Source organism: Streptomyces sp. NBC_01481, assembly GCF_026339995.1.
In the GTDB taxonomy this organism is placed as follows: Bacteria; Actinomycetota; Actinomycetes; order Streptomycetales; family Streptomycetaceae; genus Streptomyces.
On sequence record NZ_JAPEPT010000002.1, the window covers coordinates 555,171 to 577,752 of the forward strand.

Annotated in this window: 24 protein-coding genes and 2 pseudogenes; 13 read left to right on the forward strand and 13 right to left on the reverse strand. The window is 70.1% G+C overall.

Annotated features, from left to right (window positions below; genetic code table 11):
- Positions 1-382 precede the first annotated feature (382 nt).
- From OOK40_RS13055 to htpX, 3 genes are all read right to left on the reverse strand, one after another.
- Positions 383-1,189 (reverse strand): VOC family protein, encoded by an 807-nt coding sequence (locus OOK40_RS13055; protein ID WP_266480171.1) that lies wholly within the window; start codon positions 1,187-1,189, stop codon positions 383-385.
- Positions 1,190-1,288: 99 nt separating this feature from the next.
- A complete protein-coding gene (locus OOK40_RS13060; protein WP_266480172.1) occupies positions 1,289-1,891 on the reverse strand; it encodes a hypothetical protein in 603 nt (200 codons plus the stop codon).
- Positions 1,892-1,921: 30 nt separating this feature from the next.
- On the reverse strand, positions 1,922-2,842 hold the full coding sequence (gene htpX / locus OOK40_RS13065) for a zinc metalloprotease HtpX (protein WP_266480174.1): 921 nt from the start codon (positions 2,840-2,842) through the stop codon (positions 1,922-1,924).
- Between the two features lie 140 nt (positions 2,843-2,982).
- Here htpX and OOK40_RS13070 point away from each other — a divergent pair, with 140 nt between their 5' ends.
- From OOK40_RS13070 to corA, 4 genes and pseudogenes are all read left to right on the forward strand, one after another.
- On the forward strand, positions 2,983-3,342 hold the full coding sequence (locus OOK40_RS13070; RefSeq protein WP_266480176.1) for a helix-turn-helix transcriptional regulator: 360 nt from the start codon (positions 2,983-2,985) through the stop codon (positions 3,340-3,342).
- Between the two features lie 132 nt (positions 3,343-3,474).
- A pseudogene (locus OOK40_RS13075) lies at positions 3,475-5,169 on the forward strand (NPCBM/NEW2 domain-containing protein); the annotation flags it as partial.
- A gap of 33 nt (positions 5,170-5,202) precedes the next feature.
- Positions 5,203-5,628, forward strand: a pseudogene (locus OOK40_RS13080) (NPCBM/NEW2 domain-containing protein); the annotation flags it as partial.
- An 83-nt stretch (positions 5,629-5,711) separates the two neighbouring features.
- On the forward strand, positions 5,712-6,794 hold the full coding sequence (gene corA, locus OOK40_RS13085) for a magnesium/cobalt transporter CorA (protein ID WP_266480178.1): 1,083 nt from the start codon (positions 5,712-5,714) through the stop codon (positions 6,792-6,794).
- A gap of 21 nt (positions 6,795-6,815) precedes the next feature.
- Here corA and OOK40_RS13090 read toward each other — a convergent pair whose 3' ends face one another.
- Both OOK40_RS13090 and OOK40_RS13095 read right to left on the reverse strand, forming a co-directional pair.
- Entirely contained in the window at positions 6,816-7,232 is a 417-nt protein-coding gene (locus OOK40_RS13090; protein WP_266480181.1) for a TIGR03668 family PPOX class F420-dependent oxidoreductase, read from the reverse strand.
- Complete coding sequence (locus OOK40_RS13095) at positions 7,229-8,023, reverse strand: HAD-IIA family hydrolase (RefSeq protein WP_266480184.1); 795 nt, start codon at positions 8,021-8,023, stop codon at positions 7,229-7,231. Before OOK40_RS13095 ends, OOK40_RS13090 begins: the two co-directional genes overlap by 4 nt.
- 70 nt (positions 8,024-8,093) lie before the next feature.
- Here OOK40_RS13095 and OOK40_RS13100 point away from each other — a divergent pair, with 70 nt between their 5' ends.
- Positions 8,094-9,389, forward strand: a complete 1,296-nt coding sequence (locus OOK40_RS13100) for a phosphoribosyltransferase (protein ID WP_266480187.1) — start codon at positions 8,094-8,096, stop codon at positions 9,387-9,389.
- Positions 9,390-9,415: 26 nt separating this feature from the next.
- On the opposite strand, the gene OOK40_RS13105 is transcribed toward OOK40_RS13100, so the two are convergent.
- The 5 genes from OOK40_RS13105 to OOK40_RS13125 all read right to left on the reverse strand — a co-directional run bounded on the left by OOK40_RS13105 (position 9,416) and on the right by OOK40_RS13125 (position 14,050).
- Positions 9,416-10,234, reverse strand: coding sequence for an MOSC domain-containing protein (locus OOK40_RS13105; protein ID WP_266480189.1), 819 nt, complete (start codon positions 10,232-10,234; stop codon positions 9,416-9,418).
- A 45-nt stretch (positions 10,235-10,279) separates the two neighbouring features.
- Positions 10,280-10,945: a class I SAM-dependent methyltransferase gene (locus OOK40_RS13110; RefSeq protein ID WP_266480192.1), complete on the reverse strand. Its 666-nt coding sequence runs from the start codon at positions 10,943-10,945 to the stop codon at positions 10,280-10,282.
- A gap of 44 nt (positions 10,946-10,989) precedes the next feature.
- A complete protein-coding gene (locus OOK40_RS13115) occupies positions 10,990-11,172 on the reverse strand; it encodes a hypothetical protein (protein ID WP_266480196.1) in 183 nt (60 codons plus the stop codon).
- Positions 11,173-11,255: 83 nt separating this feature from the next.
- Positions 11,256-11,795, reverse strand: a complete 540-nt coding sequence (locus OOK40_RS13120; RefSeq protein ID WP_266480199.1) for a PadR family transcriptional regulator — start codon at positions 11,793-11,795, stop codon at positions 11,256-11,258.
- A gap of 221 nt (positions 11,796-12,016) precedes the next feature.
- Positions 12,017-14,050 carry an NADPH-dependent 2,4-dienoyl-CoA reductase gene (locus OOK40_RS13125; RefSeq protein ID WP_266480201.1) on the reverse strand — a complete coding sequence of 678 codons (2,034 nt, stop codon included), beginning with the start codon at positions 14,048-14,050 and terminating at the stop codon, positions 12,017-12,019.
- A gap of 263 nt (positions 14,051-14,313) precedes the next feature.
- Between OOK40_RS13125 and OOK40_RS13130 the strand changes: the two genes are divergently transcribed.
- Positions 14,314-14,487 (forward strand): hypothetical protein, encoded by a 174-nt coding sequence (locus OOK40_RS13130; RefSeq protein WP_266480203.1) that lies wholly within the window; start codon positions 14,314-14,316, stop codon positions 14,485-14,487.
- A 324-nt stretch (positions 14,488-14,811) separates the two neighbouring features.
- Positions 14,812-15,594: a DUF4239 domain-containing protein gene (locus OOK40_RS13135; RefSeq protein ID WP_266480205.1), complete on the forward strand. Its 783-nt coding sequence runs from the start codon at positions 14,812-14,814 to the stop codon at positions 15,592-15,594.
- Between the two features lie 30 nt (positions 15,595-15,624).
- Here OOK40_RS13135 and OOK40_RS13140 read toward each other — a convergent pair whose 3' ends face one another.
- Complete coding sequence (locus OOK40_RS13140; protein ID WP_222123134.1) at positions 15,625-15,753, reverse strand: DUF6126 family protein; 129 nt, start codon at positions 15,751-15,753, stop codon at positions 15,625-15,627.
- A gap of 152 nt (positions 15,754-15,905) precedes the next feature.
- Here OOK40_RS13140 and OOK40_RS13145 point away from each other — a divergent pair, with 152 nt between their 5' ends.
- Positions 15,906-16,988 (forward strand): LLM class flavin-dependent oxidoreductase, encoded by a 1,083-nt coding sequence (locus tag OOK40_RS13145; protein ID WP_266480213.1) that lies wholly within the window; start codon positions 15,906-15,908, stop codon positions 16,986-16,988.
- Between the two features lie 3 nt (positions 16,989-16,991).
- A complete protein-coding gene (locus OOK40_RS13150) occupies positions 16,992-17,597 on the forward strand; it encodes an FMN reductase (RefSeq protein ID WP_266480215.1) in 606 nt (201 codons plus the stop codon).
- A 228-nt stretch (positions 17,598-17,825) separates the two neighbouring features.
- Here the strand turns inward: OOK40_RS13150 and OOK40_RS13155 are convergent, their stop codons facing one another.
- Together OOK40_RS13155 and OOK40_RS13160 are read right to left on the reverse strand one after the other, a co-directional pair.
- A complete protein-coding gene (locus tag OOK40_RS13155; RefSeq protein WP_266480217.1) occupies positions 17,826-18,203 on the reverse strand; it encodes a hypothetical protein in 378 nt (125 codons plus the stop codon).
- A gap of 111 nt (positions 18,204-18,314) precedes the next feature.
- Complete coding sequence (locus OOK40_RS13160) at positions 18,315-18,689, reverse strand: DoxX family protein (protein WP_266480219.1); 375 nt, start codon at positions 18,687-18,689, stop codon at positions 18,315-18,317.
- 115 nt (positions 18,690-18,804) lie between these two features.
- Here OOK40_RS13160 and OOK40_RS13165 point away from each other — a divergent pair, with 115 nt between their 5' ends.
- The 4 genes from OOK40_RS13165 (at position 18,805) to OOK40_RS13180 (ending at position 22,575) form a co-directional block, all read left to right on the forward strand.
- Positions 18,805-19,305 carry a MarR family winged helix-turn-helix transcriptional regulator gene (locus tag OOK40_RS13165; RefSeq protein ID WP_266480221.1) on the forward strand — a complete coding sequence of 167 codons (501 nt, stop codon included), beginning with the start codon at positions 18,805-18,807 and terminating at the stop codon, positions 19,303-19,305.
- Between the two features lie 86 nt (positions 19,306-19,391).
- The gene (locus tag OOK40_RS13170; RefSeq protein WP_266480223.1) at positions 19,392-20,327 is read left to right on the forward strand and encodes a hypothetical protein; all 936 of its coding nucleotides are present in this window, start codon (positions 19,392-19,394) and stop codon (positions 20,325-20,327) included.
- 272 nt (positions 20,328-20,599) lie between these two features.
- Positions 20,600-20,983, forward strand: a complete 384-nt coding sequence (locus OOK40_RS13175; RefSeq protein ID WP_266480225.1) for a hypothetical protein — start codon at positions 20,600-20,602, stop codon at positions 20,981-20,983.
- A gap of 14 nt (positions 20,984-20,997) precedes the next feature.
- On the forward strand, positions 20,998-22,575 hold the full coding sequence (locus tag OOK40_RS13180) for a peptidoglycan-binding protein (RefSeq protein WP_266480228.1): 1,578 nt from the start codon (positions 20,998-21,000) through the stop codon (positions 22,573-22,575).
- Positions 22,576-22,582: the final 7 nt, after the last annotated feature.

A 22,582-nucleotide genomic window follows, 5' to 3' on the forward strand; every position in this document is an offset into this window, starting at 1 on the left:
GGGAACATGACGATCAGTCACGTGAGCGTGTAACCGGGGGATGGCGGCCGGGCGTCGGGCACGGGATGCCCGCATGTGCGGGCCGTGAATTCGCCGCGACGGCGGAGCAGCCCCGGGCCGACTAGGTTCTGCCCGGTCGATCAGGCCGGGTCAGTGAGCGGGGTCTGGTGCGTGCAGCTGCAAGGCGGAGGATGGAGCCGACGCGGAGCGTCGGCGACTGACGACAACGCAGCGGATGTGCGTGCCGGGGCACGCGAGCCCGGCAAGATCGGCCGGACAGGACCTGGGGCCCGGGGCTGCTCCGTTGAGCGGTCGGACGCGGTCACCGCGGTCCGCCGCGATCAGCAGGTAAAGGGAGGTGCGGGAGGTCCTGCGACCGCCCTCAGGTCACGTCCGACATCTTCGGCATATCGCCGGCGGTCGTGGTCATGTCGATCACCGAGAACGCCGCGCCCTGCGGATCGGTCAGCGCCGCGAACCGCCCGAACGGGCTGTCCATCGGCCCGAACCGGAGCACCGCGCCGCGTTCGGTCGCCTTGGCCACCGCCGCGTCGCAGTCCTCGACGGTGAAGTACACGTTGAGGTACGCAGGCACCTCCGGCGGGAACTCCTCCCCCATCTTCATCCGCCCCAGGACCGTGTCGTCGCCGAGGTTGTAGATGGTGAAGTCCAGATCCTTCATCTCCGGGTCCTCGACGCGCTGCACCTTGTACGGGAAGACGGCGGGGAAGAAGGCGTCCGCCTTCTCGGGCTCGCGCGTGAAGACCTCGGCCCAGGCATACGCGCCCGGTACGGCCTTCTCCTCGAAGCCCTCGTGGACACCCGCCTGCCACACCCCGAACGCGACACCGCCAGGGTCGCGGGCCAGCAGCATCGAACCGAAGTCGCCGACCTGCATCGGCTCCATCAGCACCTCGCCCCCCTTGTCACGGATCTTCGCGGCCGTGGCGGCGGCGTCCGGCGACGCGAGATACAGACACCACGCCGACTGCCCCTCCGCGCCGGGCATCGGCGGGACGACAGCGGCCACCGCTTTGCCGTTGACGTAGGCCTGCGTGTAGTTGCCGTACTCCGACTGCGCCTCCCCGAACGTCCAGCCCAGCACATCTCCGTAGAAACTCTTCGCACCCTCGACGTCGCTGAACATCGCGTCCGCCCAGCACGGCGTGCCCTCAGGTAGTGCGGCCATGGCTATGACTCTCTCCTGCTCGATGGTTTGTCCCCGCTTGTCACGCTAGCCATTCCGGGGCCAACCCGCGCGGTGAACGCCTGACACATCCGGTGAGATTCAGGTCCGCCGGGCCCCCAGGCCCGGGGCGCCCCACACCGGGAACCAGCGGGCCAGGTCCGTCTCGATGCGCAGGTCGTCGGTGAGCAGCGCCCTGGTCTGGAGTTCCAGGGCGCTGTCGCGCTTCTCGACCGCGCCGGGCAGCGGCGCGAAGGGGTAGAAGGTGCCGCGTTTGTAGAGGTAGACGAGGGCCAGGGGGCGATCGCCCGCCGTCTCGCGGAAGACCATCAGGGAGCAGAGCAGCTGGGGGCCGAATCCCGCTTCCTGGAGAAGGGTGTTGACCGCGTGGAGGTCGTTGACCAGGGAGGCCGTGTCCTCGGCGGGCTGGCGGGCGAGGAGCCAGGTGTAGCCGTACGCGTCCTGACTGAACTCGACCGGGACGCCGCCGCGACCGGTGTCCGCGTCCAGCAACTCCCGTACATCCTGCTGGAGTTGTGCGAAGGCGCCGCCCTCCACGCTGGCGAAGCACACCGATCCGATACCGGTCGGGGTGAAACCGGCGCCGGCCTGGAGGGTGATCGCGGCCCCGGGCAGGCCGAAGAGCTGGTCGAGATCGGGGCGTACGGGCTTGCTGCGGCCGAGGATGGTGTCGAGGAGTCCCACGAGGTACCTCAGTTCGTCGGCATCTGCGTCTTACGGACGGGCCAGCTGCGCCGAGATCCTGGCCAGCTGGTCCAGGCGCTGCTCCAGCGTCGGGTGCGAGGAGAACAGGCGGCTCAGGCTCTGCTTCGAGGAGAACGCCGGCGCGAACCAGAAGGCGTTGTACGGCTCCGCCTTGCGCAGATCCTCCGTCGGGATCCTCGCCATCTCGCCCGTCACCTTGGTGAGCGCGGACGCGAGCGCCGAGGGGCGGCCGGTGAGCAGCGCGGCGGCACGGTCGGCGGACAGTTCGCGGTAGCGGGAGAGCACGCGGGTCAGCAGGAAGCTGATCACGTAGACGACGGCGCTGACCACCGGCACAAGGATCATGGCGATGGCGGCGTTGGGGTCGCGGCTGCTGTCCGCCCGGCCGAAGCCGCCCCAGAGCGCGATACGGGTCATCACGCCCGCCAGCACACCCAGGAACGACGCGATGGTCATCACCGCGACATCGCGATGGGCGACATGCGACAGCTCGTGCGCGAGGACCCCTTCCAGTTCCTCCGGCTCCAGGCGGCGCAGCAGGCCGGTCGTGGCGCAGACCAGGGCGGTCCTCTCGTTGCGACCGGTGGCGAACGCGTTGGGCACATCGCTCTGGGCGATCGCGACGCGCGGCTTGGGCATGTCGGCGAGCGCGCAGATCCTGTCGACGACGCCGTGCAGCTCGGGCGCCTGCTCGGGGGTGACCTCACGCGCGCCCATGCTGAAGGCCGCGATCCGGTCGCTGAACCAGAACTGCGCGACGAACACAGCGCCCGCGATCAGCAGGATGAGCGGCCAGGAGCCCCGCAGGATCGCCAGCAGGGCGCCCACGAAGACGACATAGAGCAGCCCGATCAGGAACATCGTCGTCACCATGCGCGTGGTGAGTCCGTGATCCGGGGCGTAGCGCGAAAGAGGCCGGTTCGCTGGCATCTGATCACTCTCCGGGCGGTGCCGTTTCTCGTTCCCCCCTGAATAGATTGTGCTCCTTTCCCATCTATTTCCGGCATAAGTTCACGGAGCCGAGACCCCGGCTTCCGGCGCATTGGTTCGACATGTGTCAACATAGACATATGTCGAATGCGAAGGTGCTGCCCCTGCTGGAGCCGAATGGCGAGCCCTGCTGCCCGCCGCTGACCGAACGCCCCCTCACGGCGCAGGAGGCGGTCCGCACCGCGGCCATGTTCAAGGCCCTCGGCGACCCGGTCCGGCTGCGGCTCTTCTCGGCGGTCGCCTCGCACGCGGGCGGCGAGGCGTGCGTCTGCGACATCTCCGACGTCGGCGTCTCCCAGCCGACTGTCAGCCACCACCTGAAGAAGCTCAAGGACGCGGGCCTGCTCAGCTCGGAGCGGCGCGGCACCTGGGTCTACTACCGGGTCGAGCCGTCCGTGCTGGCCGCGATGGGCCACATCCTGGGTCGGTACGCCGCCTGAGCAACCGCCGGTGCCGCACCTGCGGCATCACTCGCGCAATCTCTTGACATGTTCCTGCCTCGACGCTGAGATGTGGTGACTTTCGTTCGCCCCCGTTTGTTTGTGCGCCATTGACCCCCTCTGGAGCCGCACATGCACACCGAACGACACACCAGACACACCCTCAGAGAGCGCCTGGCGGCCGTCACCGCCGCGTTAGCCCTCCTCACCGGCGGGGCCGCGGCCACGACGCTCGCCACCGTCACCGCGCAGGTCGCCGCCGCGCCCCCGGCAGCGGCCGTCGACAACGGCCTCGCCCTGACGCCCCAGATGGGCTTCAACAACTGGAACTCCACCCACTGCCGGGCCGAGTTCAACGAGGCGATGGTCAAGGGCGTCGCCGACGCCTTCGTCTCGCAGGGGCTCAAGGACGCCGGATACACCTACGTCAACATCGACGACTGCTGGGCCCTTCCGCAGCGCGACGCGAACGGCAACCTCGTCCCCGACCCGGTGCGCTTCCCCAGCGGAATCAAGGCGGTTGCCGACTATGTGCACTCCAAGGGGCTCAAGTTCGGGATCTACTCCAGCGCCGGGACCAAGACCTGTGACGTCCAGGGTTTCCCCGGCGGGCTCGGGCACGAGCAGCAGGACGCCAACCTGTGGGCGTCCTGGGGCGTGGACTACCTGAAGTACGACAACTGCAACAACACCGGCGCCGACGCACGGCAGCGCTACAAGGCGATGGGCGACGCGCTCGAAGCGACCGGGCGGCCGATCCTCTACAGCATCTGCGAGTGGGGCGAGAACCAGCCCTGGAACTGGGCGGCGGGCGTCGGCAATTCATGGCGTACGACAGGAGACATCAGCGACTCCTGGTCCAGCATGATCGGCATCGCCCACCAGAACCAGGGACTCGCTCCGTATGCCGGGCGCGGGGCCTGGAACGACCCGGACATGCTGGAGGTCGGCAACGGCGGGATGACCGACACCGAATACCGCACCCACTTCAGCCTCTGGGCACAGATGGCCGCGCCACTGCTGATCGGCAGCGATCTGCGCAGCGCATCCGCCGCCACCCTCGCGATCCTGAAGAACACCGACGTGATCGCGGTCGACCAGGACGCTCTGGGCAGGCAGGGCACCGTCGTGTCCAGTTCCGGCGGTCTGGTGGTGATGTCCAAACCCCTGGCGGACGGAGGCCGTTCGGTGACCCTGACGAACGAGACCTCCTCGGCGCGAACGATCTCGACGACCGTCGACGCGATCGGGATCGGCGGTGCTTCCTCGTACGCGCTCAAAGACCTCTGGTCCAAGCAGACCGGCACCACCACGGGTGCCATCAGCGCTTCGGTGCCCGCCCACGGCACCGTGATGTACCGCGTGACGCCGGGCGCTCCCGTACCGCCCCCGGCCGGGGTCAACCAGCTCAGCGATCTGCCGTGGACATCGGCGATCAACGGCTGGGGGCCGGTCGAGCGCGACCGCAGCAACGGCGAACAGCGCGCCGGAGACGGCAGGACCCTCACCATCGGCGGGACGGCGTACGCCAAGGGCCTCGGCACGCACGCGGCGAGCGACCTCACGTATCACCTGGGCGGCACCTGCCGGTCCTTCAGCGTCGACGTCGGCGTGGACGACGAGTCGACGGCGGGCGGCTCGGCCGTCTTCCGTATCTACAGAGACAGTGCCCTGCTCGCGGACAGCGGGCTGCGGACGGCGAACGATCCGCCCAAGCGGATGAGCGCCGACCTCACCGGCGGTACGAAACTGCGGCTCGTCGTCACCGACGGCGGCGACGGCATCAACTACGACCACACCGACTGGGCGGACGCCAGGCTCGTCTGCGGCAACGGCCCGGCCGCCGGGACGCATGCGCTCAGCGACCTGTCGTGGACGTCGGCGGTCAACGGCTGGGGGCCGGTGGAACGCGACCTGAGCAACGGCGAGAAGCCCGCGGGCGACGGCAGGACCCTCACCGTGGGCGGCACGGCCTACGCCAAGGGCTTCGGCACCCACGCGGGTTCCACGATCACGTACTACCTCGGCGGCGGCTGCTCGGCCCTGACCACCGGTGTCGGCATCGACGACGAGGCGGGCGGTACGAACGGCTCCGTGGTCTTCCGGATCTACCGGGACGATGCGTTGGTCGCCGACAGCGGCCGCGTCACCGGAGCCGACGCGGCCAGACAGCTGACCGCGGATCTCACCGGCGGCCTGGAGGTCAGGCTGGTCGTCACCGACAGCGGCGACGGCATCGACTACGACCACGCGGACTGGGCGGCCCCGACGCTGAGCTGCGGCTGACCCGGAGCGAGAGGCGGCACTCTGCGCCGGCGCGACCGATGGCACACTGGCGGACGATTGTCCGAAGGAGCCCAGCTGTGCCGATGATCCGCAATCTCCGCCGTGCGGTGCGCCGCGCCTACCGCAGGACGGTGGACCTCTCTCACCCGTCCCGCTCCCCCCTGGGCAGCACCGTCGTCAACTGCGTGATCTACGAGAACGGCGTACGGCAGCCCGATGGTGCCCCCGTGGACGAGGCGCTGCGGCGGGTCCGCAAGACGGGCCGCGGCTTCGTGTGGATCGGGCTGCACGAGCCCTCGCAGACGGAGATCGCCGGTATCGCCGAGCTGTTCGGCCTGCACCCCCTGGCCGTCGAGGACGCGGTGCAGGCCCACCAGCGGCCCAAGGTGGAGCGGTACGAGGACACGCTCTTCGCCGTCTTCAAGACCTGCCGCTATGTCGAGCACGAGGAGCTCACCGCCACCAGCGAGGTGGTCGACACCGGCGAGCTCATGGTCTTCACCGGGCCCGACTTCGTGATCACCGTCCGGCACGGCAGGCACGGGTCACTCGGCCCGCTGCGGGAGGCCCTGGAGGCCTCGCCCGAGCAGCTGGCCAAGGGCCCGGCCGCCGTACTGCACGCGATCGCCGACCATGTGGTGGACGACTACCTCACCGTGGCGGACGCCGTACAGAACGACATCGACGCCGTCGAGACCGCCGTCTTCACCGAACACGCGGGCCGCGGCGACGCCGGCCGCATCTACCAGCTCAAGCGCGAACTGCTGGAACTCAAGCGCGCGGTGGCACCGCTGGACCGCCCGCTCCAGATCCTGACCACCCACTCGCTGCCGCCGTTCGGCCCGGACATGCAGCCGTACTTCCGTGACGTCGTCGACCACCTCAACCGCGTCTCCGAGCAGATCACGTCCTTCGACGGCCTGCTCGATTCGATCCTCCAGGCCCACCTCGCACAGGTGACGGTCACCCAGAACGAGGACATGCGCAAGATCACGGCATGGGCGGCGATCATCGCCGTACCGACGATGGTGTGCGGCGTCTACGGCATGAACTTCGACCACATGCCGGAGTTGCGCTGGACCTATGGATACCCGCTGGTCCTCGGCGTCATGGCGGTGGCCTGCTTCGTCCTTTACCGCAGCTTCCGCCGCAACGGCTGGCTCTGAGCGCCGCGCCGGCCGGGGCCGTCAGGTGGCGGCCCAGCCGGACCAGCGAGTCACGCTGATCACGACGACCGGCCCCTCAGGAGAACGCTCCCGGTACTGCACGTACTTGGCGCGCAGCAGCTCCATGACAGCGGAGAGCCGCTCACCCTCCTCGACCACCTCGGCATGCCCGTCGGCCCGCGCCCACCACAGCCGGGACCAGTCGTCCGCGTAGTGATCGGCGAGTGCCGACACCTGATCGTTGGCGCGGATATTGCGCAGCCGCCGCAGATCGCGAGTGCTCTTGGGCTTCTGGTCGACCGCGAAGCACACCAGGTCGCCCTCCACGGCGAAGGTGAACGGCACCAGATGCGGCGTGCCCTCGCTCCCGACCGTGGCCAGGCGGGCGACCGGTGCCGCCGCGAACCGCGCTCGCGCATCCTCGGGAGTCAGCCTCATCGGCCCGCCCGTTCCATCAGCGCGGGCAGGTCGGCGAAGGAGTCGAGGACATGGTCGGGGGTGCCCGAAGCCGACGCGTGGGTTTCCGGGAGGTACTTGCCCGTCTTGACCAGGACCCCGGTGATGCCGCAGCGCTGCGCCGCGAGGACGTCGGACTCGATGTCGTCGCCCACCATCAGGGCCTCGGACGCGGTGACTCCGAGGTGTGCCAGGGCGGTGGCGAAGAACGCCTCCGCGGGCTTGCCGGTGACTGTCGCCTCGACGCGGGCGGCTCGCTCCAGGCCGAGCAGGAAGGCCCCGGTGTCGAGGTCGAGGCCCCCTGACGTGCGCCAGTAGAGGTTGCGGTGCATGGCGATCAGCGGGATGCCGCGCTGGAGTTCGCGGAAGGCGCGGTTGAGACAGGCGTAGGTGAACTCCTTGCCCGCACCGCCGAAGACGACCACGTCGGGGGCGGTGTCGTCGGCCTCGGGGACGAGTGTCACGCCGTCGAGATCGTCCTGGACGTCGCCGCTGTTGAGGAACAGGCAGTGGGCGCCCGGGTGGTGCTCGCGCAGGTACGCGGCCGTGACGGCGGGGGCCGTGAGGATGTCACCGGCGGTGACCGGGTAGCCCGCCGAGGCGAGTTTCGCGGCGATCGTGGCGCGGGTGCGTGAGGTGTTGTTGGTGACCAGCGCCAGCGGGACGCCGGCGGCCCGCAGGCGCTGCATGGCCTCCACGGTTCCGGGCAGTGGCTTGAAGGACACGGTGAGTACGCCGTCGATGTCGATCAGGGCGGCTCCGATGCGTTCCATACGGAGGACCGTATCGCCGCCTAGTAAAATAGCCACAAAAGGGGCAATACGCGCGGGGAAGTGAACCACCGTGCTCTTCACCGACCGCACCGATGCAGGACGACAGCTTGCCGAAGCGCTACGGCACGTACAGGGGGAGGAGCCCGTCGTTCTGGGCCTGCCCCGGGGCGGAGTGCCGGTGGCCTTCGAGGTGGCGCGGGCGCTCGGGGCGCCGCTCGATGTGATCGTGGTCCGCAAACTGGGGGTCCCGTACCACCGGGAGCTGGGATTCGGGGCCATCGGCGAGGGCGGGGTGCGGGTCATCAGCGACGACATCGTCCGTATGAGCAGGGCGGGGCAGGACGAGCTCAAGTCGGTCGAGCGGGCCGAGGAGGCGGAGCTCGCGCGGCAGGCGAGGCGCTTCAGGGCCGACCGGCCGCGGCTCGCACTCACCGGCCGGACCGTGATCATCGTGGACGACGGGATCGCGACCGGCGCCACGGCCGCGGCGGCCTGCCAGGTCGTACAGGCACAGGGCGCGGGCCGCGTGGTGCTGGCCGTGCCGGTCGCACCGCCCGACGCCGTCGAGTGGCTGCGCGTTGAGGCGGACGAGGTGGTGTGCCTGTCCACGCCGCGCGCCTTCCGCGCCGTCGGCGAGTGGTACATGGACTTCTCACAGACTCCCGACGAGGAGGTCGCCTCGCTGCTCGCACAGGCGTCGGCGCACGGCGCCTCGACAGGCTCCGAGGCCGAGGTGGATGTGGACGCGGGAGGGGTCGCTCTCGCCGGGGACCTCACCCTGCCGGCAGGTGCCGCGGCGGTCGTGATGTTCGCCCACGGCTCCGGCAGCAGCCGCCACAGCCCCCGCAACCGCTTCGTGGCGGGCACCCTGAACCGGGCGGGCCTGGGCACGCTGCTCTTCGATCTGCTCACTCCCGCCGAGGAGTCGGACCGGGCCAACGTCTTCGACATCGAGACCCTGGCCCGGCGGCTGGCCGACGCCACCCGCTGGCTGCGGGACCGCGAATCCCTCCCGATCGGCTACTTCGGAGCGAGCACCGGAGCGGCGGCGGCGCTGCGGGCCGCCGCCATGACGGACTCCGGCGCGGACATCGGGGCCGTGGTCTCCCGCGGCGGCCGCCCCGATCTCGCCGGGCCCTCCCTCGGCGACGTACGCGCTCCCACACTCCTCATCGTCGGCGGCCACGACGCCCTCGTCCTCGATCTCAACCGCCAGGCACAGACGCAGCTGCACTGCGAGAACCGGCTGGAGATCGTGCCGGGCGCCACGCACCTCTTCGAGGAGCCGGGGGCCCTGGACCGGGTCGCCGAGCTCGCCCGGGACTGGTTCACCTCGCACCTGGCGGCGCAGAGCGTGGCCGGCTGAGCTCGTCGGCTCCCCGGTCGGACGCCTCAGCCGTCCCACTCGCCGACGACGAGGTCATCGCCGAGGGCCAGTTCGCCCGTCCGTACCACCGAGAACTTCGAGCCGAACGCCACACCGCCCTCGGCCACCCGCCGATAGCCCGCGAGCGTCCGCAGCGGCTCCGGGCCCGCCTTCGCGCCGCTGCTCTGGTCGACGAGGGTGACCGCACAGCGGATCGCGAGCTTCGCGTAACCGAGCTCTGCACTCCCGACGGTGATGCGCCGGGCCCGGTCCTCCGTATGCGGCTCGTCCCAGCCGTCGACCACGATGTTCGGGCGGAACCGGGTCATCGGCAGCGGGCCGGAGCCCGTCTGCGCGATCCGCCGGTTCAGCGCCTGAAGGGAGGAGACCGACAGGATGTGCACCGGGCTGCTGTCGGCATAGCCGGAGGTGCCGGGCGTCAACCCGTCCGTCAGGCGCCCGTGTTCCGGCGGCACGCACACGAGTCTGCTCGGTGTGCCCAGTACGCCGGAGAGCCAGTCGGCGGCTGCGCGGCCCTGGTCGATGCCCTGGTACGCCGTACCGAACAGCTCCACCCCGACCCGCGCCGACGCCCGGTCGACGTCGATACGGACGGGGTCAACACCCGGGGCGTGGAGCGTGAGTTGTCCGCCGTCGGCCGTGATCGCGGGGCGGACGACCGCAAGTCGTGGATCGCGCCGCTGGCTGCGGAACACCCCGTTCTCGCCGACCACCATGAAGCTGCGGTCATGAGCGAGACCCGCCGAGGTCATCAGCGCTTCTGTCAGCGCAACGCCCGCGCATCCCTTGACCGGATAGGACGTCAGTTCCACCACTCGGGGCACGGCGTCAGCGTACCCCTGGGCGGTGTCCCAGACCTGGGCGTTTGCCTAGACCTGGGCTATGAGCGCGTACCGTTCGTCCGTCACCGGGCGTCCCCACAACTGCGGGTCGTCGCTGAGTGGTTCGATGCGCAGCGCGGCCACGAGCGGGCGCACCGCGGCCGCCAGTGCCTTCGCGCCGACGCCGCCGTGCCACGGCAGGGACTCGGCTCCGGCCACATAGGGCATACCCGTCTGGCCCGCCTCGCGCCAGCAGCCCTCGATCAGGACCAGCACACCGCCCGGCCGCAGGCGCCGGACCCATTCGCGCAGGGCGGCTTCGGGATCAGGAAGGGTCCACAGCAGGTGCCGCGAGAGCAGGGCGTCATAACGCTCGTCGCCCGTCGGCGGCAGCGCCGCGTCGCCGACCAGGAAACGGGCCGCGAACCCCGCTGCGCCCAGCTTCGCGCGGGCCTCGTCGACCATGCGGGGCGCCAGGTCGACCCCGGTGACCCGGTGGCCCCACTCGGCGAGGAGCAGGGACAGGGACCCGGTGCCGCAGCCGACGTCGAGCACGTCGAGCACATCCGCCGGGCCGGACGGAACCCAGGAGCGCAGGCGCCCGGCCCATGCGGTGCGCGTCTGTTCGGCGCGCAGACCGTGGTCCGGCTCGTCGTCGAAGGCGGGCGCGGCGGCGTCCCAGTAGTCGGTGATCGAAACAGTCGTCCCAGTCATGCGAACAATCGTGCCAGCCGCCACTGACAATGCCCGTTGCCGTGCTACGTCTTCGCGATGAACAGGGCCAACGTCAGTACGGCGACACCACAGCCGTACAGAGCGAGCGTCACGGAGCGCGCCTCGGCGGACGGGTCCGTACCTCCGGCGCGGGAGAAGCCGCGCACGGAGGTCACGATCAGAGCGAGAGCTGCCGCGACGAAGACGGCGAACATGGAATCGGTCACGCGGCGACCGTCTCACGGGTCGTCAGATGCCGCATGCCGAGCTACTCCGTCCGCAGGAGACGGAAGGCCGGACGTCGGAAACGTCAGGCTCCCGTACGGAAGCCCGCGAGCGCCTCCGTCAGCCACTTCGTCCAGAACGTCTCCAGCTCGATCCCGCCCCGCAGCACCACATGCCGCAGCCGGTCCTGCTCCGTCGCCTGCCGGTCAGGTGGGAAGTCGCGCTCCTCGATCGCCAGATATTCCTCCAACTGGCGCCGATGCAGCCCCAGATGGCGTTCCAGCTCGGCCTCCAGACCCGCGCTGCCCACCACACCCGCAGCACGCAGCCGCAGCAGCAGCGGGTCGCGCGCCGGTCTGGGGTCCTCCGACCTCGCGACCCAGGCCGTCAGCTCCTCGCGGCCCGCGGGCAGAACCTCGTACTCCTTCTTCTGCCCGCGGGTGGGCTGCGCGGCGGGAAGGGCCCGGATATGGCCCGCCTGCTCCAGTTTCCCCAGCTCGCGGTAGATCTGCTGGTGCGTGGCCGACCAGAAGTAGCCGATCGACCTGTCGAAGCGGCGGGTCAGCTCAAGGCCGGACGAGGGCTTTTCGAGCAGGGCCGTGAGGATCGCGTGTGGGAGGGACATGGCCAGATCCTAGGGATGCCCTAGGGAGTGTCTTCAAAGTAGCGTCGTCCGCCCGAAGGGCGGGCCCGGCGGCGTCTGGTGCGTGCGATCGCAAGGCGGAGGATGGGGGTCCCCCCGCCGAAGGCAGGGGGAGAGTCCATGCGGAGCATCGGCGACTGACGACAACGCGGCGAGGGTGCGTGCCAGGCGTCGCCGGGCAGACGGGACTTTGAACACACGACCTAGAGCCTCGCCGCCAGCCGCGTGCCCTGATCGATCGCGCGCTTGGCGTCCAGCTCGGCCGCCACGTCCGCGCCGCCGATCAGGTGCACCGAGCGGCCCGCGGCGCTCAGTTCCTCGTACAGTCCGCGCTGCGGCTCCTGGCCGGCGCACAGCACGACGGTGTCGACGGGGAGCACGGTGGTCGTGCCGTCGACGCTGACATGCAGGCCCTCGTCGTCGATGCGCTCGTAGGTCGCCCCGGCCGTCATCGTCACACCGCGGTGCTTGAGTTCCGTCCGGTGGATCCAGCCCGTCGTCTTGCCCAGACCCGCGCCGACCTTGCTGCTCTTGCGCTGCAGGAGGTGGACGGACCGCGGCGGCTTCGGGCGCTCGGGTGCCCTCAGTCCGCCCCGCGCGCTGTAGCCGGTGTCGACGCCCCACTGCCGGAAGTACGTTTCGGCGTCCAGGCTTGCGCCCTCGCCGCCGTCGGTCAGGAACTCCGCGACGTCGAAGCCGATACCGCCCGCGCCGATGACTGCGACCCGCTCGCCGACGGGGGCTCCGTCGCGCAGGACGTCGAGGTAGCTGAGGACGCTCGGGTGGTCGACGCCCTCGATCTCGGGGGTCCTGGGCGTGACCCCGGTGGCGACCACGATCTCGTCGTACGCGGCGGACGCGAGCTCGTCCGCGGTCGCGCGGACGCCGAGGCGGACCTCGACGCCGTGCAGTTCGAGCTGCGTACGGAAGTAGCGCAGCGTCTCGTTGAACTCTTCCTTGCCGGGGATCCGCTTGGCGACGTTCAGCTGGCCGCCTATCTCGTCCGCCGCGTCGAAGAGGGTCACCTCGTGGCCGCGCTCGGCCGCCGAGACCGCGCAGGCGAGCCCCGCGGGACCCGCGCCGATCACGGCGACGCGCTTGCGCAGCCGGGTCGGGGAGAGCACCAGCTCGGTCTCGTGGCAGGCGCGCGGGTTGACCAGGCAGGAAGTGATCTTCCCGCTGAAGGTGTGGTCCAGGCAGGCCTGGTTGCAGCCGATGCAGGTGTTGATGGTCTCCGCGCGGTCCGCCTGCGCCTTGGCGACGAATTCGGGGTCGGCGAGGAACGGGCGGGCCAGCGACACCATGTCCGCGCGGCCCTCGGCGAGCAGCTGCTCGGCGACCTCGGGGGTGTTGATGCGGTTGCTGGTGACCAGGGGGACGGAGACGGAACCCATCAGCTTCCTGGTCACCCAGGTGTACGCGCCGCGCGGCACCGAGGTCGCGATGGTGGGGATACGGGCCTCGTGCCAGCCGATCCCGGTGTTGATGATCGTCGCTCCGGCCGCCTCGATCTCCTTGGCGAGCGTGACCACCTCTTCGAGCGAGGAGCCGCCGGGGACGAGATCGAGCATGGAGAGGCGGTAGATCAGGATGAAGTCGGGGCCGACGCGCTCGCGGGTGCGGCGGACGATCTCCAGGGGGAGCCGGATCCGGTTCTCGTACGGGCCGCCCCAGCGGTCGGTGCGGTGGTTGGTGGCAGCCGCGATGAACTCATTGATGAAGTAGCCCTCGGAGCCCATGATCTCGACGCCGTCGTACCCGGCGGACTGCGCGAGCCGTGCCGCCCGTACGTAGTCCTCGATGGTCTCCTCGACCTCGGCATCGGTCAGGGCGTGCGGGACGAAAGGGCTGATGGGTGCCTGGATGGCGCTCGGAGCGACGAGGTCCGCGTGGTACGCGTACCGGCCGAAGTGCAGGATCTGCATCGCGATGCGCCCGCCCTCGGCGTGCACGGCGTCGGTGACGGTCCTGTGCTGCTCCGCCTCGGCCTCGGTGGTGAGCTTGGCGCCGCCCTCGTACGGACGGCCGCGGTCGTTGGGCGCGATGCCGCCGGTGACGATGAGGCCGGCGCCGCCGAGGGCGCGGGCGGCGTAGAAGGCGGCCATCCGCTCGAAGCCGTTCTCCGCCTCTTCGAGGCCGACGTGCATGGAGCCCATGAGCACCCGATTGGGCAGGGTGGTGAACCCGAGGTCGAGCGGGCTCAGCAGATGCGGGTACGGGTTCGGGTTCGGGCTCATGGGGGGCGCCTCCTCGCGCAGGGGTCGACGGTCCAGTTGTAGCGACCCCGAAGCGATTATGCAACAAGGTGCAAAAGAGTAGGTCGGGTGATCTCGGCTACTCGGTCGCGACAGTCCGACAAGTGTGCTGATCAGTCGTACGGGTGATGGTGGTAGTCCGGCCAGGGCGTGCGCCCGTAGCGTGCCGTTGTGGCGGGATGGAAGCAGTTGTGCGTACTGGGGATCGTGGCGATTCTGGGCTCGCAGGGGTGCGGCATCGCCGTGTGCGTGGACATCGGGCCGCTGTCGGTTCACATCGGGAGCTGCCCGCCGGCGCCAAGACCGACGCCGACACCTGCTCCCGTGCCCACTCCCACGCGGCCCGTGCCGTCGGCTCCGGCACCGCCCAGCACTCCGGCGGGCCCGCCGCCCCCGCCGCCGTCGCCCGCGCCGGTTGAGCCCGAGCCGCCCTCGCCCCAGCCCCCGGGGGCCGCCCCCTCGAAGGCACCCGTCGCGGATCCGCCTGCCGCTCCGGCTCCGGCTCCCGGGGCGACGCCCACAGCGCGGCCGCGCGTCCACGCCGTACGCAACTACCGCCGGGCGACCGGGAAACCGGCCGCCACTGGGACCCCGCTCACGGTCCTGATGCTGGTGACAACCACCCCGGCAGTCCTGGCGGCCGCAGCGCTGCGACCCCGCTCACGGTCCGCCACCTCGGGGCGCGGCCGCTCCTGAACCACCGTCCCCTCCCCGGCTCCCCACACACCCTCCGGAGAACTGTCATGTCGGAATGGCTGGTCCTGGTCCTCGCGATGGCCGCCGCGTGCGCCTTCGTCCTCGTCATCGTGCTGTTCAGGCAGTACCGGCTGAGCAGGGCGGGGGTGGCGGAGGAGGACGGCAGCGAGACGCCCGACGTCCTCGAATACATGACGATGATGGTCGGCGTCGTGTACGCGATCGTGCTCGGTCTGGCCATCGCGGGTGTGTGGGAGGCGCGGAGCGCCGCGCAGGACGATGTACGGCGCGAGGCGCAGGCCCTGCACGAGGTGTCCCAGCGGGCTCAGGTCTATCCGCCCGACGTCCGGGAGAAGCTGCATGCGGACATCAACCAGTACGTCTCCCATGTCGTCCGGGTGGAATGGCCCAGGATGGTCAACCACAACGAACTGCCCGACCGTGGCTCGGAGTTGCTCGCGGCGGTCCGTACCGGCATCGCGGAGAGGGCGCCCGCGGGCGAACTGGAGGCGCAGGCCTACCAGCCGATGCTCGACCAGATCGCGATCGCGGACGACGCACGCAACGCCCGCGCGGAGAACGCCGGGGCGACGCTGCCGGGTGTGGTGTGGTTCGGCCTGATCACCGGCGCGCTGGTGACGGTCGGCCTGATCTTCACGCTGCAGATCGGCCGCACGCCGAGGGAGCTGCTGATGGCCGGCCTCTTCAGCGCGCTGATCGCGTTCCTGCTCTTCCTGGTCTGGGACTTCGACGCACCGTTCGGCCGCTCGGGCTCGGAGTCGGCGGACGCGTTCCGCCAGCTGTTCGCGACGGCGGCGGGGCGGGGCTGAGCCGGGCGGTCCGGGGTGCTGCGGGTCCGCCTACTTCTGCGCATGCTCCCCCACGTAGAACAGCAGGTACACGAACCCGGCGAACAGATGCGTCGCGAAGATGTACACGAAGACCCGCAGCGCAACCCCCCGCTCCTTCCAGCTCTCGCTCTCGCTCACCCGTCGCTCCTCGCGTCACCGTTGCGTCAGTCACTCCGTGGCACCGTGACTCCGTCGCTCCAGAGTACGGGCGGCGGAATAGACGAAACCCCTCCTCCGTTCCAGCTGGCAGTTTAAGATTCAACCAACTGGACCCCCTGGAGGCGAACACGATGCAGTTCGGGATCTTCACCGTCGGCGATGTGACCACCGATCCGACCAACGGCCGTACGCCGACCGAGCACGAGCGGATCAAGGCGATGGTCGCCATCGCGCTGAAGGCCGAAGAGGTCGGACTCGACGTCTTCGCGACCGGTGAGCATCACAACCCGCCCTTCGTGCCCTCCTCGCCCACCACCCTGCTCGGGCACATCGCCGCCCGCACCGAGAACCTCATCCTGTCCACCTCCACGACGCTGATCACCACCAACGACCCGGTGAAGATCGCCGAGGACTACGCGATGCTCCAGCACCTGGCCGACGGCCGGGTCGACCTGATGATGGGCCGCGGCAACACCGGGCCGGTCTATCCGTGGTTCGGTCAGGACATCCGTCACGGCATCCCGCTCGCCTTGGAGAACTACGCCCTGCTGCACAAGCTGTGGCGCGAGGACGTCGTGGACTGGGAGGGCAAGTTCCGTACGCCGCTGCAGAGCTTCACCGCGACGCCGCGCCCGCTGGACGGCGTCCCGCCGTTCGTCTGGCACGGCTCCATCCGTTCTCCCGAGATTGCCGAGCAGGCCGCGTACTACGGCGACGGCTTCTTCCACAACAACATCTTCTGGCCGATGGAGCACACCAGGAAGATGGTCGAGCTCTACCGCAAGCGTTACGCGCACTACGGCCACGGCACCCCCGAGCAGGCCATTGTCGGACTCGGCGGGCAGGTCTTCATGCGCAAGAACTCCCAGGACGCGGTGGCCGAGTTCCGGCCCTACTTCGACAACGCACCCGTCTACGGACACGGGCCCTCGCTCGAGGACTTCACCGAGCAGACCCCGCTGACCGTCGGCTCCCCGCAGGAGGTCATCGAGCGCACGCTCGGCTTCCGCGAGGCCGTGGGCGACTACCAGCGCCAGCTGTTCCTGATGGACCACGCGGGACTGCCGCTGAAGACGGTCCTGGAGCAGCTCGACATCCTCGGCGAGGAGGTCGTACCGGTGCTGCGCAAGGAGTTCGCGAACCTGCGGCCGGCGGGTGTGCCTCAGACCGCGCCGCCGCACCCCGCCGTAGCCGTAGCCACGAAGGAGGCATGATCCATGACAACGCTGAAGCTGGTCGCCGTGTCGGCCGGGCTGAGCGTGCCGTCGTCGACCCGGCTGCTGGCCGACCGGCTGACTCAGTCCGTACGCGGCGGGCTCGGCGAGCAGGACATCGACGTGCAGGTGCGTGTCGTCGAGCTGCGCGAGCTGGCCGTGCCGATCGCCAACAACCTGGTGACCGGGTTCCCGGCGCCCGCGCTCGCCGAGGCCGTCGAGGCGGTGACGGAGGCGGACGGGCTGATCGCGGTGACGCCGGTGTTCTCGGCCTCGTACAGCGGTCTGTTCAAGTCGTTCTTCGACCTGATCGAGCCCGACGCCCTCACCGGTAAGCCGGTGCTGATCGCTGCGACCGGTGGAACGGCGCGGCACTCGCTGGTGCTGGAGCACGCGCTGCGACCGCTGTTCGCCTATCTGCGGGCGCTGGTCGTGCCGACGGCGGTGTACGCGGCTTCGGAGGACTGGGGCGGGACGGGCGACGCCCTCACCGACACGCTGCCGCAGCGGATCGAACGCGCGGGTGGTGAGCTCGCGGGCCTGATGACCGGCAGCGTCGGCGCGGGCGTTAGGACGGGTGCGCGGGTGCCGGCGGCCCGTATCGCGTAGGCCGTCACAGGGGGTGCCCCGGCAGGGGCACCCGCTAGGGCCTGTCGTTTGGATCAGGCCGGATCAGTGAGCGGGGTCTGGTGCGTGCGATCGCAAGGCGGAGGATGGAGCCGACGCGGAGCGTCGGCGACTGACGCAACGCGGCATGGGGGCACCTCCCGTGCCCGAAGGGCTACGGGGGAGTGCGTGCCAGGGCACGCGAACCCGGCAAGATCCGAACGACAGGCCCTAGTCCTCTCTCATGTAGAAGAGGTAGAAGGACACGGCGAGCATCACCGCGCCGAAGATCGCCCCTATCCCGACGGAGCTCAGCACGCTCGCGCCGGTCAGGCTGTACAGGAAGCCCATGGCTACGCCGCACAGTGCCCCGTACGCCCCGGCGCGCAGCTCACGCGGCAGCAGGTGCTGGGTCCGGCCGAGAACGAACGCCAGCGCCGCGAGAATCACGCCGGCGACGAAGGCGTAAAGGACATCGCCCCAGGTGACGTCACCCCAGGCGTGGCGGATGAACAGCACGTAGGTGCCGTAGGCGAGGCCCAGGCTGACGGGCATCGCCCAGCCGAGAGAACCGTGGTGCCGTGCGGGCACCGCTGCGTGTGCGGCCATGGCGGAGAGCTCCTTTCCTCTCGTCCCCCGTGTCCTCCTTTCAGAGCACACCCGCGCCCACCGCCTGGCAAGTCCGGCGACAGGCTCGGACGACGGGCGGGGATGACGGGCTCAGAACGCGTACGGACCGAACCGGCCCCAGGCCACGACCAGGGCGAGGGCGAGGAGTACGGCGTTGACCGCGACGTTCTTGGTCTCGCCGCGCCTGCCGTGGGTGACGGCGGCACCGACCATCACCACGGCGAGGCCGGTGGCGGCCAGCGGGACGAGGGCGGGCGCGATGTCCAAGACGGCGGGCAGGATCAGCCCGATCGCACCGAGCACCTCCGCCAGGCCTATGCCCTTCAGCGCGCCGGGCGGGAAGCTCTCGGCCCAGGCGCCGCTGCTCGCGACGACCTTCGCCTTCGGCTGGAGGAGCTTGCCGGCGCCGGATGCGAGGAAGAGCGCGGCCAGCAGGCCCGCGACCGTCCAGAGGGTGATGTTCATGGCGGGGACTTCCTTCGACTTCGGATCGCGGGATGAGTTGAAGCTTCAACCCAGTTGGTCCTCACCGTAGAAGCGGTCACTTGAAACGTCAAGTGACTCGGGTAGGCTCGATGCCATGAACGCGCACGACCGTGATCCGGAGGACCCGCACTGGCTGAACGAGCGGGAGCTCGCCGCCTGGCGGGCCTTCAGCGCGGCCATGATCAAGCTGCCCGCCGCGCTGGACGCTCAGCTGCAGCGAGACGCGGGACTGAACCAGTTCGAGTACCTCGTGCTCGCCGGGCTCTCCGAGTCCCCGGGCAGGACCCTGCGGATGAGCACCCTCGCCGTACTCGCCAACGGCTCGCTCTCCCGCCTCTCCCATGTCGTCAAACGCCTTGAGAACCGCGGCTATCTGCGCCGTGAGCCCTGCACCGAGGACGGCCGCTACACCAACGCCGTCCTCACCGACGAGGGCTGGGGCAAGGTCGTCGCGACCGCGCCAGGGCATGTGACGGCCGTACGGTCGCTCGTCGTCGACGCGCTGGAGCCCGAACAGTTCGACCAGCTCCGCGAGATCAGCGTGCGCATCCTGCAGGCGATGGACCCGGGACTGGACTGCCCCGGCGGCGGCTGACGCCCAGTCACCCCACTGCGCCGCGCACCCGCCCGGTCGGCGGCGCACCGCTCGCGAGCGGCCCTCGGCCCGCGTTCCCTTGAGCTGTGCGGAGTTTCCTCTCAGCGGCGTCGGCGGTGCTGCTCGTCCTCGTCGCCCTCCTGACGCCGCTGAGCGCGCTCGCCGTCTGGGCCGACCGGGAGATGGGCGACACCGAAAGCTATGTCGCCACGATGGCGCCGCTCGCCGCCGACCCCGCCGTGCAGAACGCCGTCGCCGACCGCATCACCGACGAGGCCATGGCGAAGTTCGACGCGGGTCCCTTCCACGAAGGTGTACGGAACCTGCTGCACGAGGCCGTGTTCTCCTTCTCCGGCACCGACGCCTACAAAACTGCCTGGAACACGGTCAACCGCGCGGCGCACACCGCCGTCGAGCAGACGCTGACCAGCGACAACGGGGACAGCGTGAGCATGGACCTGGGGCCCGTCATCGCGCAGGTCAAGCAACAGCTCAGCGACGAAGGGGTGCCGTTCGCGGACCACATCCCCGTGGAGCGCACCCCGATCACGATCCTGGAGTCCGACAAGCTCGGCGTGGCGCGCAAGGTCTTCGACGGGCTGCAGATCGCGGGGGTGTGGCTGCCGGTGGCGACGCTGCTGCTCGCGGTGGCCGCGGTTCTGCTCGCCGCACGCCGGGTTGTCCGCGCCCTGATCGGCCTCGGCCTCGCCCTCGCGGTGGGCGGCGCCCTGCTGCGCCTCGCGGTCACGATCGGCCACGGCCTCGCCCTGGACGACCTCCCCCCGGACGTCGACCGCGCGGCGGCGGGGGCGGTGTACGACGCCCTCACGGAGACGCTGCGGACGACGTCGTGGTGGGTGGCGGGGGTGGGGGTGGGGATTGCGGTGGGGGCGTGGGGGGTGGGGCGGTGGCGGGGGGCGCGGGCTCGAGGAGTTCGATCGGGTGGGCCTCGCAGAAGGCTCGGCCGTACGAGGCCCAACCGCCCGCGAGCGCCCAACACCGGGCCTGTCTGCTGTCGTTGATGGGGTGCTGGCCCTGCGACGGTCGGACGTTACGAGGTACTGGTCACGTAGCACCGCGGCTCACCGAGACCGCCGGAGTGCCGCACCTTCGGCTCTTGCGGTGGGCGACGCTCGTCGCCGGTGGCACATGCGCGGGAGCCCTGTGGGGAACCTGTGGCGCCGGGCGTGTCCATGGCAGTCATCTGCTAACTTCCTGACGGTTGTGACCTGGCCCAACTTCCCTGTCCGGAAGGTGCGTCGGGGTCGGGGACGCGGGAAACGGGGGAAAAGTCATGACCTCTGCGAAGGGCTACCAGGTCGGGCACAAGGGCATGTCGGGCCAGGCCGGCGAACTGGACGGTTCCGGCAACGACGTGGGCAAGATCCGCAAGGCCGTCGCCAGCACGATGTGCTACACGCAGGACGCCCTCGGCGGCTCCGACACCGGGCCCGCGTTCAACGCGTTCGCGGCCGCCTGGGAGGCCGAGACCAAGGTCCTCGAAGCGGCCCTGCACGAACTCGCGGACAAGGTCCGCCTCTCCAGCCACGCGTACCGCGGTTCCGACATCGACGTCCGTACGGGGGCCCAGGCCGTCTCCGTCGGTTCGGCGGCCGACCCGGGCGTCAGCACGATGCCGGCCCATGCCCAGCGCCCGTCCGCGCTGGCCTCCTACTGACGGGGCACGCGTCCATGACGGAATCCACGAACGACCGCAGGCAGAAGCTCGACGGCCTGCGCGGGCGCATCTCCTCGGCCGGCAGCAAGAACGACCTGATCGACGCGATCGAGGACGCCCTCGGCGTCTCGGCACCGGTCGGCGACCCGAAGGTGATCGAGGCCCTGGGCAAGCGCTACACCGGCCAGACCGACGAGGCCGACAAGGTGAGCGACCGGATCGACAAGATCGCCCGCAAGGGTCTGCCACAGGTCTGGGTCGGCGACACGAGCGTCCTCGCCTCCGACGTGGTGGGCGCCGCCTCCCGCGACGCCCAGCAGATGATCGAGGCGTTCCAGGGCGGCGGCAAGGCACTGATCGCGCTGTCCGACGCGCTGGAGATCGCGCAGACCAAGGACGGCACCGGCCGCGGCAAGCTGCGCGAAGCCCGCACCATGCTCGGCGGCAAGGACGGCTTCTTCGACGATTGGCACGAGGACGACGACGAGGAGGACCTCCGTCTGCGGGCCCGCTCGCTGGCCTCCCACGGCGTCGACGACCTCCACACGGCGGCCGCCGACGCCGACGACGCCGCCCGCGTCGCGGCCCGCGACCTCAACAAGTTCGCCGCCGAGGCCCGCGCCGGCCAGATGGACACCGACGAACTGACCGCCGCCGACCGCCTCGCCCTCGCCGACACCAGCAACGTCGGCGGCGACGCCGAACTGAACGAGATCCTCAGCGCCAACGACCTCGAACGCTCGGGCCGCGCAATGGAGAACCTCTCGCCCGCCGAACGGGCCCGTATGGAACTGCTCCTGGCGAACGCGTCGAGCCCGCAGGAGAAGGCGTACCTCATGAAGGCCCTCGCCTCGGGCTACGACGTCGGCGAGGTCGAGAAGTTCGGCGGGAAGATCCACGGCAAGGACTCGACGTGGCTCCACGAGCACCTGGCGCCGGTCACCACCGGCATGACCCCGGGGCAGAAGGGGAAGGAGGACCAGAAGTTCGGTGACGAGAATTGGTCCCAGGACGACGCGACCTGCGTGCCGTCCTCGACGGTCACCGCGCGCGCCTTGGTCGATCCGGTCTACGCCCTCGAGCTCACCGGCGGTCCCGACGGCCAGGACAATGACCCCGATCACTTCCGCGAGCGTCTGCACGACGAGCAGTTCCGGATGAACGAGGAGGGCGACGGCGATTACGACGGCTGGTGGTGGGACCGCCACCCGGCCGGTATGGACTCCGACGGGCAGGAGGAGATCTCGAACAAGGAGATCGGCCCGCACACCGGCGACAAGTACGACACGCAGGACATGGACGGCGCCGACGACCGGCGCGGTGTCCTGCCCGACATCGAGAAGTCCGTGGCCGATGGCAAGCCGGTCCCCATCAACATCTCCCGCAAGGACGAGAACGGCGACTGGGTCGGCCACAGCCTGGTGATCGTCGGGCACGAGGACGGGAAGCTACAGGTCTACAACCCCTGGGGCACCACCGCGTGGGTGAGCGAGGACGACTTCATCAACGGCGACCTCAGCGCGGCCACCGACGACCGCTACTCAAAGGCCCACCACGGCGATGTCGAAACCGTCTACATCGAGCGGAACTGAGGGTGTC